Source organism: Occallatibacter sp. (assembly GCF_049582745.1).
Lineage (GTDB): Bacteria > Acidobacteriota > Terriglobia > Terriglobales > Acidobacteriaceae > Telmatobacter.
The window spans coordinates 1-16,155 of the sequence record NZ_JBAUUO010000078.1 but is presented as its reverse complement, the minus strand read 5'-3'; the positions used below and the strand labels follow the sequence as shown (position 1 = coordinate 16,155).

The following is a 16,155-nucleotide window of genomic DNA, read 5'->3' as shown; positions in this document are numbered from 1 at the left end:
GGATTAGAAATCGGTCCGGGTAGCGAAAGCTCGCGGTTGAGACCTGGGAATTTTTATCGATGGCGGCGCTTTCTCGGCCCGGCTATCATCTGCCTCGCCGCGTTCATCGCTACATCTCCCGACCTCATCCGCGAAACCTCATGCGGCCACGACTACGACTTCCATCTCGCCTCGTGGCTCGATGCGGCGGCCAGTTGGCGTCACGGCGTGTTCTATCCGCAATGGGCGCCGAGTCCCAACTACGGCGCCGGCGAGCCGCGCTTCGTTTTCTATCCGCCGCTCACCTGGATGCTGGGCGCCGCATTCGGTTTCATCCTTCCCTGGAAGGGCGTCGAGCTTGCAATCACCTTCTCGTTCCTAGTAGCCACGGGCCTTGCAACGCGCATGCTCGCGCGGCAGGCACTTGATGACGGAGCGGCAACTCTCGCCGGATGCGGCGTGCTGTTCTCGGGCTACTCGATGTTCACCGCCTACGAGCGATCAGCATTCGGCGAGTTGGCCGGCGGCTTCTGGATTCCGTTACTTCTCCTGCTCGTCTTCCGCGATCGCAATCCGCAGGGCTCCGTGTGGCGTCGCGCCTTCGACGGCTCGGCCACATTGCTCGCCCTGGTCGTCGCCGGTGCATGGCTCTCGAACGCGCCGCTCGGCGTGATGGCCTGCTATCTGCTCGCCGCCGTAGCCCTAACCGTCGCATTGCTGCAGCGTTCGTGGGCTCCTGTCGTTCGCTCCACAATCGCTGTCGCTCTGGGCCTCGGTCTCTCCGCAATCTATCTTGTCCCCGCTGCGGTCGAGCAGCGCTGGGTGCAGATCCGCCAGGCCACCGACGACCCCGGCCTCGCAATCGAGAATAGTTTCCTCTTTGGCCGGCACGCCGACCCCAATCTCGAACTGCACGATGTTGAGCTTTGGCGCGTCTCCGCGATCGGCGTCATCATGATTGGCCTCGCGCTGCTGTGTCTCTTGATCGCGTGGCGTCGCGGACTGCTACGCCAACGCACATTGTGGATTCCCCTCGCTCTCATCCCTGTCGCCGTGCTGCTGCTGCAATTCCCCTTTTCGCTTCCGCTTTGGAACATCGTGCCCAAGCTGCGCTTTCTCCAATTTCCATGGCGTTGGCTCGTCGTGGTCGAAGCGCCGCTCGGCATCTTCTTTGCCGCGGCCATCTGGCACGCAAAGCGCTGGCGGCGCGTCATCGCCATCGGTGCGTCCACCGCGATTTTCCTTTCCATCACAGCTGTCACACTGCTCGTCTTTCATCAGGATTGCGACAGCGAAGATTCCGTCAAGGGAATGCTTACCGCCTATCGTGGCGGCCAGGGTTTCGAGGGAACCGATGAGTACGCACCGCCTGGCGCGGACGACAGCCTGATGGCCATCGGCCTGCCCGATGCATGCCTGAGCAGCAACGCAAACGTCGTGCTCGCGAAGTCTGACGACGGCGACATTCCGGAATGGGATCCGGCGAACAGGCATTGCGACGCAACCTACTCCTGGCTTCGACATTTTGGCCGGCTTTCGCCGGAGCACCTCCGCCTCGACGCCGAAACTCCGCACGCCGGCTACCTCATTCTTCACCTGCGCAACTACGCCGCATGGAAGGTGAATGTCAATGGCCGCGATGTAGCCTTCGGCGCGATTTCGGCATATCCTCATCTTCCCCATCGCGACGACGGCTTGATGGCTGTCCCGGTTCCGCAAGGTGCGGTGCAACTGGATGTGGATTGGGTTACAACGGGCGACGTGGTGATGGGCCGTTTGCTAAGCATCATGGCGTTGGGCTACATCGCAGTCCTAGGTTTAGTCGAGCGAAAGCTTGCCCGCGCGCCGAGCAACCCGAACCTCGGGTATCATAAGTAGGAATGCCGGCTGACGTGAAATCGCTGATCCAGGAAGGCGCAGAGCTTACCGACCGCGCGCTCGAAGCGCTGATCCCCACGGTCGACACTGTTCCTTCGTCGATCCACGGCGCCATGCGCCACTCGGTCTTTGCCGGGGGCAAGCGTCTGCGCCCCGTCCTCGCTATGCAGGCCGCCGTCACCATCGCCGGCTCCCTTCCTCCCGGTATCGAGCGCCTCGGTGCAGCCATCGAAATGCTGCATACTTATTCGCTCATTCACGACGATCTGCCTGCACTCGATAACGACGATCTGCGCCGCGGCAAGCCTACCTGCCACGTGGCCTTCGGCGAAGCCATCGCCATTCTCGCGGGAGACGCGCTGCAAACTCGCGCCTTCGAAATTCTCGCCGGCCTGGATGCGCCGCCCGCCGCAACCGTGCAGATTATCGGACTCATCGCCAACGCGGTGGGCACCGTCGACGGCATGATCGGCGGACAGGTGCTGGATATCGAGAGCGAGCACCAGAAACCCACGCCGGAACTCGTCGAGGCAATTCACCGCGCCAAGACCGGCGCACTTATCCGGGTCAGCGTTGTCGCGGGCGGCGTTTACGCGGGCGCCACTGCGGATGACGTAGCCCGCCTCGACACTTTCGGCCGCAAAGCCGGTCTGGCTTTCCAGATCGTGGACGATGTTCTCGACATGACCGTGGACTCGGCGCACCTGGGCAAGACGGCGGGCAAAGACCTCGCCACCGAGAAAGCAACCTGGCCCGCTGTGTATGGCATCGAGCAGAGCCGGCGCGACGCCGCGATGCTGATCGACGAAGCTTTCGCGGCGCTGGAGCCTTACGGTTCAAGGGCTGAAGGGCTGAAGTCCGTGGCGCGCTATCTGGTCGAACGCAAGAACTAGAGAATTCCCACGCTTAACACCGGTGCCCTTCCACCACACAGTTTCATCGCGGCATGGGCGGAAATCCTCCAAAGCTCAACCGACAACAAAAGCATGCTCACCGAATCCGACATTCTCGCCGCTCTCCGCGACTGCTTCGATCCCGAGGTGAAGCTGAACCTCGTCGACCTCGGCCTCATCTACGCGATCGAAACCGGCCCTGATCCGGAGTCCACGCCGACGTGGCCGCGCCAATGGGTGAAGGTCACCATGACGCTCACAACGCAGTTTTGCCCGGCATCGGGCCTGATCTTCGAGCAGGTGCACAACCGGCTCGCCACCATTCCCGACATCAGCAAAGTGGATGTCAATCTAGTTTGGGAGCCCAAGTGGACCCCGCACCGCATCAGTGAAGAGGGTCGGCGCCAGTTGGGAATTTAGGGAGTTACGCGGGAATCGTCGTTGAACGCCCCGACAAAACCCGCCGTATAGACTCACCTTTTTCCGTGATGTCCTCGACCACGTCCTGCACCTGTTCAAGCATGTATTGCGCGCGATCCACATACTCCGGCATGGCGTTCCACCAGTTACGCAGGGTTTCTTCGTGATCCAGCAGGGCCAGCGCAGTGCCCGAGGCAGCCATCACCAATCCCGCGCGCTTCTGCCCGGTCAACAATAGCAAGCCACCGGTAATCAGGGTCCCGCAAGCGGCGATCTTTACCCAATCGAACGCGTCTGTTTTCTGCATCTCGGTGATCCTCGGGGACCGGTTCTCCCGGTCCGGAAAAGTTGCAACGCTCATGAGATCGATCTCCCTTGTTCGTTCAGATGCATTCCCGTGCATTGCGGCAGCCGGAGAATTCAACCACCGCCTGCATGTCTCCGGCTCGCTTTCCCGACGCACATCTCAATCCAGGTCGAAATCGCGAAGCGGCTTGCCTGCCGGAGCATCCTTCGCCTTGCGCAGCGCCTCGGCGAACTTTTTGTCGAAGAGGTCTTCCTTGTTTTTCTCCGCGTCAACCGACTGACGGAAGATCGATTCCTTCCGCTCATCCTGCTCGCGCATGGCCTTGGCCGCGGTTTCGAGATCCTCAAACATGCGCTTGCGCGGCGCCGAGGTGTGGCTGATCACCAGCCCCGTTGCCGCATCCACAACGATCATCGCCCCGCAATCGGGACATGCAACCTGAAATATTTCTGAAGCCTTCGTTTTGCCCATAACAGGGCAATTGTAGGCGCTTCTGCCGGATCAGGAAAGCCGGCTACGGGAAGCACGAGCCGAGCCCCATTTCACCAACGATTCTTGAACTTTCAGGCCCGTTTCGGCGTAACCTTCTCAGCATGCAGTCCCCTCGCGTCAACGTTTATCACGCACCACGCGGAGCCTTCACTCCGCGGTAAGGAGTTTCATGAAAGGCACCCTTCTTTTTAGGCTCGCAATTCTCGCCGTGGCCGGTCTGGCTATCAGTCCCTTCGGCTCCGCGCAGGCCAACCTTGGCGGAGAGTGGACAGGCACTCTCGAAGCGAACGGCACAACCTTCCACATCGCGTGGCATGCAACCGCCGCTCCGGATGGGAAGATTACCTGCACCTTCGACAACATTGACCAAAACATCTATGGCATCAAGGTGAAGTCGACTGTTCTGAAGGAGTCCGACATCACAATGTCCGTCGACGACGTCGTCAGCATCAATGGACAGGACACTCCCGTCAAAGGCGACTTTGCGGGCGTGGTGAGCGCCGATGGCAATGAGGTGAGCGGAACCTGGACGCAAACTGAGCCAGCACAACCGCCTGCACAGATCCACTTTAAACGAGCCGCGTCTCAAAGTTCAGCCGCGGCGACAGCACCGCCGATCGCCGGGGACTGGTCCGGCACCCTCAACGTCGGCGCCGCACAACTCCGCCTAGTCCTCCACCTCGCCGCTGCCAAGGACGGCAGCCTGACCGCCACTCTCGACAGTGTTGACCAGGGCGCCAATGGCATTCCCGTCAACTCGGCCATCCTCACCGGCTCCAAGCTCAGTCTGACCGTCGACGCCGTACACGGCACCTATGAGGGTACCGTTAACAAGGACACGTCGGAGATCACCGGCACCTGGACGCAAGGCCAGCCGCTCGAACTCAACTTCAAGCGTGCCCAACCCGAAACCGCAAGCGCAGCCCCCAAACCCGCTGCGCCGTCCGATATCGACGGTACCTGGCAGGGCTCTCTCGATACCCCGAAAGGGACTCTGCGCATCCTATTCAAAATCGTCAACATGGACACCGGTTTGACCGCAACCATGCAGAGCCCCGACCAAAGCCCGAACTGGATGCCGACTACCTCAGTCACCCGCGAGGGATCGAAGCTCACCATTGACATGAAAGCCTTCGGCGCCTCTTTTGAGGGCCAGATCAATGCCGCCAAAGACACCATCGACGGCAGCTTCACACAGGGCATGTCGATTCCCCTGGTGCTCAAAAAGAGCTGAACCCGTGCACGCAAGCCGGGCGTGGGATGCGCCTTGTGCCCGGCTTGCCTACTGAATCGAACTCGCAGACTGATTCGGCGCAGCAGCACGCACGTGCAGAATGACACGCCGATACGACGTGAGTTGCGGAGATCCATCATCCGTTACCGCCAGAATCACGTGCGCCACGCCATCGCCCTTGCATGGAATCAACGGCAGCCATAGCGGCCGGCACGCCGCATCGGCCCTTACCCTCACAGTTGAGCTATCGGCTCCCTCCAGTGTCAGAGCCGCCAGATTTCCGTCCGCTAGCCCAGCCTCGCCATAGTGGAACCAGTGAAAGCGCAGCTTCTGCTTATCCGGATCCGTGCTCGCCCCGGCATCGAGCTTAATCGTCTGACCCACGTGCACATCCATCTCCAGCGGAGCCGTCCCGCCCTGTCCGTTCACTACGGCAACCGGATTGTGATTCGCATGCGCAAAATCAGCCACCGTCCACGTCATACGCGCGGCAAAATCATTCTGAAAAGCCTCGCGCCAGCGCCAGATTGTCGCCTGGTCGCTTACGTGTTCCTTCCCGTCCACACCTGTCACCGTATCCCGCGAATCCACCCGCGCAAACTCATCGCCGCCCTGCGTCCAGATGGCGTACGTTTCTCCATACGGCTGTCGAAAAACATAGCGTCCACCCCATCCGCCCCAGTCCGGCCTCCGGTACGCATTCAACCCGTTATCAATCAGGCTCAGAAAAGACGGTGTATCCCCCTCCATGATGAACATGAACTTCGGATACTTCTGCCCCAGCGGTCCCTTGCTGCGGATGTTCGCGTCGAGCCATTCGTTGGTCACCGTTGTTGAATCCGCCCCATCGCCGTTGCGGTAATACCGGTCGCCACTGATGCCTGTCCACGTCGCCGACGCATACTCCCCGCTCGTCGGCGTCGAAGGCGAAACAATATAGAACAGCTCCGGATACGTCCGCCGAATCACGGGCCCCGCATCGTCCTGGTCGCTGATCGAGTACACCCGCAACCGCGCAATCAACTTCGCGGTCGCATCGGCGGTATGCGCGGCCGAGAGGTCAAGAAGCGCCTGCGCCAGCGTACCCGCACCACCCCAGATGCACACCCAAAGCGGCCGTGGATCATCGCGTTCCAGGGCGCGCACGATCGCCCGCGACCCTTCCGACGATTTGCCCGCACCGACCGCGGCCATTCCGTAGGCAACCTGCCCGGTGAAAACCCGCGCATCCAGTTTGCTCGCATCCGGCCACCCTTTCGCGTGCAGCAGCAGGTTCGGCCGCACCTGCGAATAGGCCTCGATCAACCGGTGCATCGTCTCCGCATGGGTCTTTGTCTTCTGCCACGTCGAAGTGGTCGCGATCATGGCCTCAATGTCGAACTCGTTCGAGTACAGCAGGAATCGCACGAACGACATCTGGTCATCCGGCTCATTGCCGATATCGCTGATGACCACAACGCGCGGCTTGCCGCGGAAATCATCCGCATGGGTTGGCGGCAGACCCTGTGCCGACACCATGTTTGGCATGGCAAGAAGCGCTCCCGCCCAAAGCGCCGCGATCAATCGATTCACCATTGGGAACCCCCTTTCCGCGCCCGGGCCGAGCTTCGCCAAGCCCATGCTCATCCCGCACAATAATATCGGTGTAGTATCAAAACCTTTCCGGAATTCCCGTGTCTCTGCTTACATTGGGTCCGCAGCAAACGAAACGACGACCAAATCCCAATCAAATTTCCGGAGGTGATGCCCGCAATGATCTGCCTTCGAACTCGGCTGATTCCAGCCATTTTGCTCTCCACCTGCATCTGTTCAGCTCAAACCAAGACCGCCGCAGCCCAGCACCTCCCCTCTGCCGAATCGGTCATGAACCGCGTTGCGATCAATCAGGATACCGCCGAAGCCGAACGCGCTCATTACGTTTACGTGCAACACGCGAAGATGACCTCCCGCCGCGGCAACACCGTGATGTGCGAAGAGATCACCGACTATCGATTCACGCCGTCAACCGAGGGGACGGATGAGCAGTTGCTCAAGGTCGATGGCCGCTTCGTGAAGAATCACAAGTTCATCAGCTACAGCAAACTGCTCCCGCGCGACGAAGACAAACCCAAAGAGGCAAGCAAGGATGCCGACAAGAACCAATCTGAGAAAAAGCAAGACAACGCGAAAGGCAAAGACAAGAAGAAGGACAAGGAAAAAGATAAGGATCCCGTCTTCGATCCCAACAGCAACGAAACCTTAGATCGCGACCTTGTCGAAAATATGCGCTGGAACCTGATCCACGACAAATCAAAGGATGGCATCGACTCCCACCTCTTCCCGCTCACGTCCAAGGATCAGCTCAACTACGCTTTCCGCATGATTGGGCGAGAACGCCTCAACGACCGCGAGGTCTACCACATTGCGTTTCGCCCGAAGAAGAAAGACGACTTCGGCTGGAGCGGCGACGCCTATATCGACACCACCGCGTATCAACCGGTCCTCGTGACTACCGGCATGGCGCGCAAGATTCCGTTCGCCGTCCGCACGCTGCTCGGAACCGACGTGCCCGGCCTCGGCTTCACCATCACCTATGCGCCGCAGACCGACGGCGTCTGGTTCCCTGTCACCTTCTCGACGGAATTCAAAATCCACGTACTCTACTTCTTCCACCGCCAGATCATCCTCGACGCGCAAAATCGTGACTTCGAACAGACCCACGTCACAAGCCGCATCGTAGGCGACGCCACGCCCATAGATCCGAACCAGCCTTGAACTGCAGCACCTCTATAAACAACGCACGCGAGTTATCCTGACACAACCAAAGCGTACGACCGGTTTCATAAGATACAACTCGTCGGTGCGAATTTGACGGATACCCCAAACATGTCGGACTCTGCGTCTCCCCAGCGTCCGACAATCGTCGAGGCTTATACGGAATACATACCCCCGTTTGACGTTCGTTCTGTCGTCGAGCGCATGCTGGTTTCAGTTCCTCAACAGTATCTGATCGGCCTGAGTGAGATCGTTCTCACCAGCTCGTCTGCTCTCCCGCGAAGGCGCCGCAGAGGCGTGACAAAATCGAGGACGCGGAAAGTGAGAATCGTCGAGGCACGGGGGCTCTATCACCCCGCATGGAATGGATCCCAACCATGGATTGAGATCTTCGTTGATAACGCCCTCAGGGGCTGGGAAAAGGGATGGTGGCTAAAGCTGTGCTTCATACGACAAGGGCGAATAGGGAACGTGCTCTTTCACGAAATAGGACACTACATCCATTACACCGTGCGTCCCGAATACCGCGAGAAGGAGGACGTTGCAGACGTCTGGAAGGTAAAGCTCGATAGGAACTATCGTCGTATGCAGCATCCGCTGTTTGGCATCGTCATGCGCACACTGAAGCGACCGCTCGATTAAATTCTGAACAAGTCACTCAACTTCGAACTTCGAAAGCGCTGGATATCTCAAGCCGAATTCGACGAGCGCATGAGACATTTTCGTTCATAACGCACGAAGGCCCCACTCCTTGGAGAAGGGCCTTCGTCATTACCGTTCTACCGGCGCGGGTTCTTTAATGCTTCTCCTGCGCCGTAGCCAGCTTCGCCTCGGCCTCGGCAATCACGTGGAGCGCCTCGGTGTACTTCTCTTCACTGTCGCCCGCCTCGTTCCACTGCTTATGCCCACGATCAAGTTGCTGCTCGGCGCGCGGCACATCGATCTCCTCCGGCTTCAATGCGTCGTTCGCCAGAATCGTCACGCGGTCCGGCAGCACTTCCACGAATCCCCACGACACGTTGTAAACCTGTTTGCTCCCGGCCGAACCAGAGTCCTGTGCGCCATGCAGCCGCACGTCGCCTGCGCCCAGTTCGGCCAATAGCGGAGCGTGCCCATAAAGCACCTCCATGTAGCCGTTTTTTGCGGGCAGCTCCACGGCGTCCGCCGTCGTGTCAAACAGAACGCGCTCCGGCGACACCAGCCGGACCCGCAGCGAATTGGATTGGTCAGCCATAAGTAAGTTCTCAGTTCTTAGTTCTGAGTTCAAAGTTCTAGATTCGAGTTCTCAGTTGCGGCACCGCCAACTTCGAACTACGAACTTCGAACTCTGAACTGTCCTTTACGCCGTTGCCTTCAGCTTCTCGGCTGTCTCCAGCACTTCTTCGATCGCGCCCTTCATGTAGAAGGCCTGCTCCGGGATGTCGTCGTACTTGCCTTCGATGATTTCCTTGAAACTGCGCACCGTGTCCGCGATCTTCACATACGCGCCCGGGATGCCCGTAAACTGCTCAGCCACGTGGAACGGCTGCGACAGGAACTTCTGCACTTTGCGCGCACGCGCCACGGTGAGCTTGTCTTCTTCCGAAAGCTCGTCGATTCCCAGAATCGCGATGATGTCCTGCAGGTCCTTGTAGCGTTGCAGAATCTTCTTCACGCCCTGCGCCACGTTGTAGTGCTCGTCGCCCACAATGCGCGCCGACAAGATACGCGATGTAGAGGCAAGAGGATCTACGGCAGGGTAGATGCCAAGCTCCGACAAAGGCCGGCTCAACACCGTAGTCGCATCGAGGTGGGCAAAGGTCGTCGCCGGCGCCGGATCGGTCAAGTCATCGGCCGGCACATACACCGCCTGCACCGACGTTACCGAACCCTTGCTCGTCGACGTAATGCGCTCCTGCAGCTCGCCCATTTCCGTAGCCAGGTTCGGTTGGTATCCCACGGCCGAAGGCATGCGTCCCAGCAGCGTCGACACCTCGGAACCCGCCTGCGTGAACCGGAAAATGTTGTCGATAAACAGCAGCGTGTCGGACCCTTCGACGTCGCGGAAATACTCGGCGACAGTCAGCGCGCTCAAGGCCACGCGCAGGCGCGCTCCGGGCGGCTCCGTCATCTGGCCATAGACCAGAGCGCATTTTGAGTTGGCCCAATCGCCCGGCTTGATGACGCCCGACTCCGTCATTTCGGTCCAGAGATCGTTGCCCTCGCGGGTACGCTCGCCCACGCCGGCAAACACCGAGAAGCCCCCGTGGTTCTTGGCCACGTTGTTGATGAGCTCCATGATGACGACGGTCTTGCCCACACCCGCGCCGCCGAAGAGGCCGATCTTGCCGCCCTTCAAAAACGGCTGGATCAAATCGATGACCTTGATTCCAGTCTCGAACATCTCCTCGTGCGTCGACTGCTCGTCAAACAACGGTGCCGGGCGGTGAATGGGCATCCGCGTTTTTGCGCCGATGGGGCCCAGCTCGTCAACCGGCTCGCCGATGACGTTGAGAACGCGTCCCAGCGTCTCCTTACCCACCGGCATGCTGATGGGACCGCCAAGGTCGATGGCCTTCATGCCGCGAACCATGCCCTCGGTGCCTTCCATGGCCACCGTCCGCACGCGTCCCTCGCCCAGATGCTGCTGGACTTCGAGGATGACGGTGATCGGTGTGGGCACGTCAAAGCCGTCGCTGGTCACGCGCAGCGCCTGGTAGATCGGCGGCATCGTCGCCTCTTCAAACTGCACGTCCACCGCGGGACCGGAGATCTGAATTACCTTGCCAATGTTTTCTGCCATTTTTTGCCTTTTCAAATCAAATCTTGGGTGCCCCATTCATGCGCGGCATTTTCGCGCATGAGTGGGATCTCAACCTAAACAGCCGCCGCTCCCGACACAATCTCAATAATTTCCTTGGTGATCGCCGCTTGCCGCGCGCGGTTCATCTGCAGCGTGTAGGCGTCGATCATGTCCGATGCATTGTTGGTCGCGGAATCCATCGCCGTCATGCGCGCCGCATGTTCCGCCGCCACCGACTCCGACATCGCGTGATACAGTGTCGCCGAAATGTACTGTGGCAGCAGGCCGTTGAATAGCTCTTCGGGCGACTGCTCGTAGATGTAGTCCACGTTGGCCGTGCCGAACTTCTTCGCTTCCTCATCGGCCTCTTCGGTGTCCGCTTCTTCGAGCGTGATGCCCGCGCTCAAGGCAGCATGTGCCGCACGCTCGCGCTCTTCCTCCGTCTGCTCCACGGCGCCTTCAATCTGAGGCTTGCCAATTTGGAGGATCGGCAACAGCCGCTCCACTACAAGGCGCTGCGCAATCACCGACTTGAATTCGTTGTAGACGATATAGACTGCGTCGATTTCCTCGTGTATGTAACGCGAGATGATGTTCTGCGCCAGCTCAAAAACGCGGCTGGCTTCGAGCTTCAGCAGCATCCCGGGATGGTCGCCCGTAATCTCGACCTTCCCCCGGCGCTCGTTGCGCGCCTGGCGCTTCACGCCGTTCTCGTCGGTCTCTTCGTGGTACTCCGCAATCGGAAATCTCCGCCGCATCAGGTCGCGCCCCTTGCGGCCGATCGCCTCGACGTCAATTTCCCTGTCCGGGTTCCCGTGAATGAACTGGAACGCCGTCTTGGTGATATTCGCGTTGAACGCACCTGCAAAACCCTTGTCGCCGCTGATCACAACAATCAGCACGCGCTTCTCGGGTCGCGTGGCAAACAGCGGATGCCGCAGGTTGCCGGTCGCTTCGTCAAAAATATCCACGCGCCGGGTCAGCGATTCCAGCACGCTCGTGATCATCTTCGCGTAAGGCCGCGCCGCCAGCGCACGCTCCTGCGCACGGCGCAGCTTCGCCGCCGAAACCATCTTCATGGCCTTGGTGATCTGCCGCGTGTTTTTCACGCTGCGGATGCGCCGCCGTAGATCCAGTACGTTTGCCATTTTCGAGTTCTCAGTTCAAAGTTCTAAGTTCATAGTTGTTCCCGCAAATTTTCCGCAGTTCTTGTTCTTGTTCTTGACTCCGAACTAAGAACTACGAACTATGAACTGCCTACGCCTTGGCGGAGGCCAGATCTGCAACGAAGTTCGCCTTGTACTCCTTGATCGCCGCGTGCAGCCGGTTGCGCATGTCGTCGTCGATCGCTTTCTTCTTGGTCAGGTCTTCCATCAGCGCCGTCTGTGCGCTGTCGAAGTACTTGTAAATCCCATCCTCAAACGCGCGGATGTCGGAAACATTCAGATCGTCCAGGTATCCCTGCGTGCCCGAGAAGAGGATCACAACCTGCTGCTGCCAGGTCAGCGGATGGAACTGCGGCTGCTTCAACAACTCCGTCAGGCGCTGACCGCGATTCAATTGCTTCTGCGTGAGCGGATCGAGATCCGAACCGAACTGCGCGAATGCCGCCAATTCGCGATACTGCGCCAGGTCCAGCTTCAGCGTCGAACCAACCTGCTTCACCGCTTTAATGGCCGCCGAGAATCCCACGCGCGATACTGAAAGTCCCACGTTCACGGCGGGACGCACACCGGAGTTGAACAGGTCGGTTTCGAGGAAGATCTGCCCGTCGGTAATCGAAATCACATTGGTCGGAATGTACGCCGAAACGTCGCCGGCCTGCGTCTCAATCACGGGCAGCGCGGTCAGCGATCCGCCGCCCTTCTCCTTGCTCAGCTTCGACGAGCGCTCGAGCAAACGCGAGTGGAGATAGAACACATCGCCCGGATACGCCTCGCGTCCCGGCGGACGTCGCAGCAGCAGCGAGATTTCGCGATACGCCATCGCATGCTTCGAAAGATCGTCGTACATCACCAACGCATGCCTGCCGTTATCGCGGAAGTATTCGCCTATGGCGGTCGCTGCGTAAGGCGCAAGATACAGCATCGGTGCCGGCTCTGATGCGGAGGCGGCCACGATGATCGTGTGCCCCATGGCGCCGGCTTCGGTCAGCGTCTGCACGACCTGTGCAATCGAAGAGCGTTTCTGCCCAATCGCGCAATAAATGCAGATCAGGTCGTTCTTCGCATTGTTGATGATCGTATCGAGCAACACAGCCGTTTTGCCCGTCTGGCGGTCGCCGATGATCAGTTCGCGCTGGCCGCGGCCGATGGGAATCATGGCGTCGATGGCCTTGAGCCCGGTGGCCATGGGCTCGCGCACTCCCTGTCGGTCGATGATGCCCGGCGCCAGGCGTTCCACCGGATTGGTCTGCGTCGTCGCGATCGGCCCCTTGTCGTCAATAGGGACACCCAACGCATTCACCACGCGCCCGATCATCGCGTCACCCACCGGCACGCTCAGAATCTTGCCGGTGCGTTTGACCTCATCACCTTCGCGGAGTTCCGTGTAGTCGCCCAGAATCACGGCGCCCACTGAATCCTCTTCCAGGCTCAGCGCCAACCCGGCAATGCTGTGCGGGAAAGCGAGCAGTTCGCCCGCCATGACTTTGTCGAGCCCGTGGAGGCGCGCAATGCCGTCACCCAGCGAGGTGATGGTGCCTACTTCGTCGACCTGCACCTTCGAATCGTAGTTCGCGATCTGCTCGCGAAGTATTTGCGTAATCTCGTCTGCCTTGATCTGAGCCATTTCGTTCCTTAGGGATCAGGGGTCAGGGTTCAGGGTTCAGTTCTTCAAGATGCCGACCTGCAACCGCTGTACTCCGTGACCGCCCAACTCCTTTTTCCAATCCTTACTTGTTTCGCACTTCCAAAAGTCTCAATTGGGGCCAGTATCTTCTGATACCTGATCTCTGAACCCTGACCCTGTTGCGGGCTTTCAGCCCGCAATCAATGCTTCCTTCAATCTGTCCAGCCGCCCACGCACCGATCCGTCGTACACGGTCGATCCGATGCGCACCACGGTCCCGCCGATGATCGACGCATCCAGCTTGAACGTCGGTTCAATGCGCGTCCCGGCCAGTTTGCCAACCCCCGCTACCAATTCCGCGCGCTCCTGCGGGTTTAGCTCGCGCGCTGTCACAATCTCCGCCTGGCGGATGCCGAGCCGCTCCTGCATCTCCGCACGCCATGCTGTGGCCACTTCATGCACGTCGCCGATGCGATCGTTATGGATCAGCACCGCCAGCAGGTTACGCATCTCCTTCTGCAGGCCCATCCGGGCATTCAACTTGTCTAGAATCGCAATCTTCTGCGTCGTCGAAATCGCCGGATTCAGGAAAACCTCGCGCAAATCCGAGCTGCCATCCCAGGTGCCAAGAAAATCGTTGAACTGCCGATCCAGCGCAGTTGCGTCCAGCTTCGCCGACGACGCCACATCGGCAAACGCGCGTGCATATCGTGATGCGAATGCAGCGGCCATCAGTTTTTCCCTCCGCCCTGCACTCCGTCGCGCCCGGTCTCATTCACAAACTCGGCGATCAGCGCCCGGTCGGTTTCCGGTGTCAGCACCAGCTTCTTCACTGCCTGATCAATGGCCAGGTCCGCGGCAAAATGTCGCAATGAACGCTTGGCCTGCGCCGCCGCCACGCCGATCTCCTGCTCCGCAGACGCAACGATCCGCGCGCTCTCTTCTTCGAGGGCGGCCTTGCCGCGCTGTTCGTCCAACGCGATCTGCTGTTCCACCTCGGCGCGGAATTTCGCAATCTCGTGGTCCAGGCTCGCGAGCTTCGCCTCAACGGCGGCCAGACGCGTATTGGCGTCTTCGGTCGTCTTTCGCGCGGTTTCCAGATCTCCGCGGATCTTCTCTGACCGCTTGCGCAGCAGCTTCGGCAAAAACCTCCCCAGCGGAATCCCGATGCCCAGCACCACGACAAGCAGATTGAAGAATTCAAACAACCGCGCCGTCGTCTCCACATCCAGATGGATTATCCGCGCAAGGGACTGGACCACTCCGGAATGCCTGTAAAGGTCGTTTTCCTTTTCCTCGGTCTTCGCCGCCTGCGTTTGGGGCGGATTCTGCGCCTCTTCTTTGGGAGATTGAACCTCGGGCTGCGCCGGAACCTCCGAAACCTGCGCCGCAAAGGCACGAACCGGCATGAGCGCAGGCGCGAATGCAATCAACCCCAGCAGCACAAGCCCATAAGGCCGGATGAATGAACGTGAATTCGTCAAAACTTGTCTCAACGGGAACTCCCGGCAGCCAGCGGCAGGACCGCTCGAACCACCTGATTTGCAAGTTCCCCCGCCGATCCCTGGATCGCCTGCCGGGCACTCTCCGCTTCGGAATCTATCTCAGCCCGGGTCTGCCCCACCCTGGCCCCGGCGGCCTTTCGTGCCGCATCGAGCGCGGCTTCACGCTCAGCGGCACGCTGCTTGTCTCTCGCTTCCCGCATCTTGAAGATCTCCGCGCGCGCCTGGCGAAGCTTCTCGGCATACTCCGCTGCCCGCGCTTCTGCCCGGCCGATGGCCTGGTGGGCATTCTCGATGGCGCCCTCGGTGCGGGCGCGGCGCTCTCGAAGTGCGCGGCTCAAGGGGCCTTGCACCAGGATCTGGTAAGCCAGAACCAATGCCACAAAGAGCAGAATTGTAGGTGTGGCGCCGAGCAGCAGCGCACCGATTTGTTGAAAGATCTCTTCCATGCTTGTATTCGGTTAACTCGTGCAGACAGGGTTTTCCGTCGCGGGTTTCGCCTTTTCCGATGATGTCTCGCAACCGTCTACGGCTGAGTTGGCGCGACCACCAGGGAGCGACAACCTTCCAGAATTCTAGTTACACAACACCATCGGGAAAAAGCCCTGGAACACCTTTTTGTATCAGGGGCAAACCCCCAAGTCAACGCTGCGGAGCGCGATGCGGGAGGCTTGTGTGACTGCTGTCACGAATAGGGTAATTGGACCAAAAAAGAACTTGCTTTCCGCTACAACAGGCCTAAACTAAACATACCACCTAGACCCGCTTCAGGGTCCAGCGGGCAGCCGGTTTCGGGAAGTCCTTCCACTCCCGGGATCGGTTAGCCCGCCTCAAAGTTTCTGGGTGCTTTTTGCCTTTCACCCATCAATTTCCGCTCCGCCGGCCTCATCCAAGGTCGACATTCCCCGTCTATCCTCCTGAACGGCATCCCGGGCGCAAGTCTCGGGCCCTGGAACAGTCGAGAAGCCCTGTGAGTGGCACAGCCATCTGCGGTCGGTTTCCCGGCAAAGAATCGGAGGATTCTCAACCAATGCAAAGCAGGCTTCTTTCTCTCACACTCGGCGGCATGCTCGCCCTCGGCATCACCGGCGCAGCCCTCGCCCAGGACACCCCTCCCCCTGTTC

At 59.7% G+C, this 16,155-nt stretch carries 16 protein-coding genes; 6 read left to right on the top strand and 10 right to left on the bottom strand.

Annotation, left to right across the window (positions count from 1 at the left end; all coding sequences use genetic code 11):
- Positions 1–36: 36 nt before the first annotated feature.
- From WCA10_RS13120 to WCA10_RS13110, 3 genes are all read left to right on the top strand, one after another.
- Positions 37–1,857: a hypothetical protein gene (locus WCA10_RS13120; RefSeq protein ID WP_472822978.1), complete on the top strand. Its 1,821-nt coding sequence runs from the start codon at positions 37–39 to the stop codon at positions 1,855–1,857.
- A 2-nt stretch (positions 1,858–1,859) separates the two neighbouring features.
- Positions 1,860–2,750, top strand: a complete 891-nt coding sequence (locus WCA10_RS13115) for a polyprenyl synthetase family protein (RefSeq protein WP_472822977.1) — start codon at positions 1,860–1,862, stop codon at positions 2,748–2,750.
- A gap of 93 nt (positions 2,751–2,843) precedes the next feature.
- Complete coding sequence (locus tag WCA10_RS13110) at positions 2,844–3,170, top strand: metal-sulfur cluster assembly factor (RefSeq protein ID WP_472822976.1); 327 nt, start codon at positions 2,844–2,846, stop codon at positions 3,168–3,170.
- Positions 3,171–3,174: 4 nt separating this feature from the next.
- Here WCA10_RS13110 and WCA10_RS13105 read toward each other — a convergent pair whose 3' ends face one another.
- Both WCA10_RS13105 and WCA10_RS13100 read right to left on the bottom strand, forming a co-directional pair.
- Entirely contained in the window at positions 3,175–3,531 is a 357-nt protein-coding gene (locus WCA10_RS13105) for a hypothetical protein (RefSeq protein ID WP_472822975.1), read from the bottom strand.
- 105 nt (positions 3,532–3,636) lie between these two features.
- On the bottom strand, positions 3,637–3,948 hold the full coding sequence (locus tag WCA10_RS13100) for a hypothetical protein (RefSeq protein WP_472822974.1): 312 nt from the start codon (positions 3,946–3,948) through the stop codon (positions 3,637–3,639).
- 190 nt (positions 3,949–4,138) lie between these two features.
- On the opposite strand from WCA10_RS13100, the gene WCA10_RS13095 reads away from it, so the two are divergent.
- Complete coding sequence (locus WCA10_RS13095; RefSeq protein WP_472822973.1) at positions 4,139–5,203, top strand: hypothetical protein; 1,065 nt, start codon at positions 4,139–4,141, stop codon at positions 5,201–5,203.
- 48 nt (positions 5,204–5,251) lie between these two features.
- Here WCA10_RS13095 and WCA10_RS13090 read toward each other — a convergent pair whose 3' ends face one another.
- The gene (locus tag WCA10_RS13090; protein WP_472822972.1) at positions 5,252–6,778 is read right to left on the bottom strand and encodes a DUF1593 domain-containing protein; all 1,527 of its coding nucleotides are present in this window, start codon (positions 6,776–6,778) and stop codon (positions 5,252–5,254) included.
- Between the two features lie 177 nt (positions 6,779–6,955).
- Here WCA10_RS13090 and WCA10_RS13085 point away from each other — a divergent pair, with 177 nt between their 5' ends.
- Complete coding sequence (locus WCA10_RS13085; protein ID WP_472822971.1) at positions 6,956–7,957, top strand: hypothetical protein; 1,002 nt, start codon at positions 6,956–6,958, stop codon at positions 7,955–7,957.
- A gap of 111 nt (positions 7,958–8,068) precedes the next feature.
- Entirely contained in the window at positions 8,069–8,599 is a 531-nt protein-coding gene (locus tag WCA10_RS13080; protein ID WP_472822970.1) for a hypothetical protein, read from the top strand.
- Between the two features lie 154 nt (positions 8,600–8,753).
- Here WCA10_RS13080 and atpC read toward each other — a convergent pair whose 3' ends face one another.
- The 7 genes from atpC to WCA10_RS13045 all read right to left on the bottom strand — a co-directional run bounded on the left by atpC (position 8,754) and on the right by WCA10_RS13045 (position 15,480).
- Complete coding sequence (gene atpC, locus WCA10_RS13075; RefSeq protein WP_472822969.1) at positions 8,754–9,191, bottom strand: ATP synthase F1 subunit epsilon; 438 nt, start codon at positions 9,189–9,191, stop codon at positions 8,754–8,756.
- Between the two features lie 105 nt (positions 9,192–9,296).
- Positions 9,297–10,739 carry a F0F1 ATP synthase subunit beta gene (atpD, locus tag WCA10_RS13070; protein ID WP_472822968.1) on the bottom strand — a complete coding sequence of 481 codons (1,443 nt, stop codon included), beginning with the start codon at positions 10,737–10,739 and terminating at the stop codon, positions 9,297–9,299.
- Between the two features lie 74 nt (positions 10,740–10,813).
- Entirely contained in the window at positions 10,814–11,887 is a 1,074-nt protein-coding gene (locus WCA10_RS13065) for a F0F1 ATP synthase subunit gamma (protein WP_472822967.1), read from the bottom strand.
- A 109-nt stretch (positions 11,888–11,996) separates the two neighbouring features.
- Positions 11,997–13,529 (bottom strand): F0F1 ATP synthase subunit alpha, encoded by a 1,533-nt coding sequence (atpA, locus tag WCA10_RS13060; RefSeq protein WP_472822966.1) that lies wholly within the window; start codon positions 13,527–13,529, stop codon positions 11,997–11,999.
- A 189-nt stretch (positions 13,530–13,718) separates the two neighbouring features.
- Positions 13,719–14,261 carry an ATP synthase F1 subunit delta gene (gene atpH, locus WCA10_RS13055; RefSeq protein WP_472822965.1) on the bottom strand — a complete coding sequence of 181 codons (543 nt, stop codon included), beginning with the start codon at positions 14,259–14,261 and terminating at the stop codon, positions 13,719–13,721.
- Positions 14,261–15,013, bottom strand: a complete 753-nt coding sequence (locus WCA10_RS13050; protein WP_472822964.1) for a F0F1 ATP synthase subunit B family protein — start codon at positions 15,011–15,013, stop codon at positions 14,261–14,263. The genes atpH and WCA10_RS13050 overlap by 1 nt, the downstream gene beginning before the upstream one ends.
- Before the next feature lie 8 nt (positions 15,014–15,021).
- Complete coding sequence (locus WCA10_RS13045) at positions 15,022–15,480, bottom strand: F0F1 ATP synthase subunit B family protein (RefSeq protein WP_472822963.1); 459 nt, start codon at positions 15,478–15,480, stop codon at positions 15,022–15,024.
- Positions 15,481–16,155 lie beyond the last annotated feature (675 nt).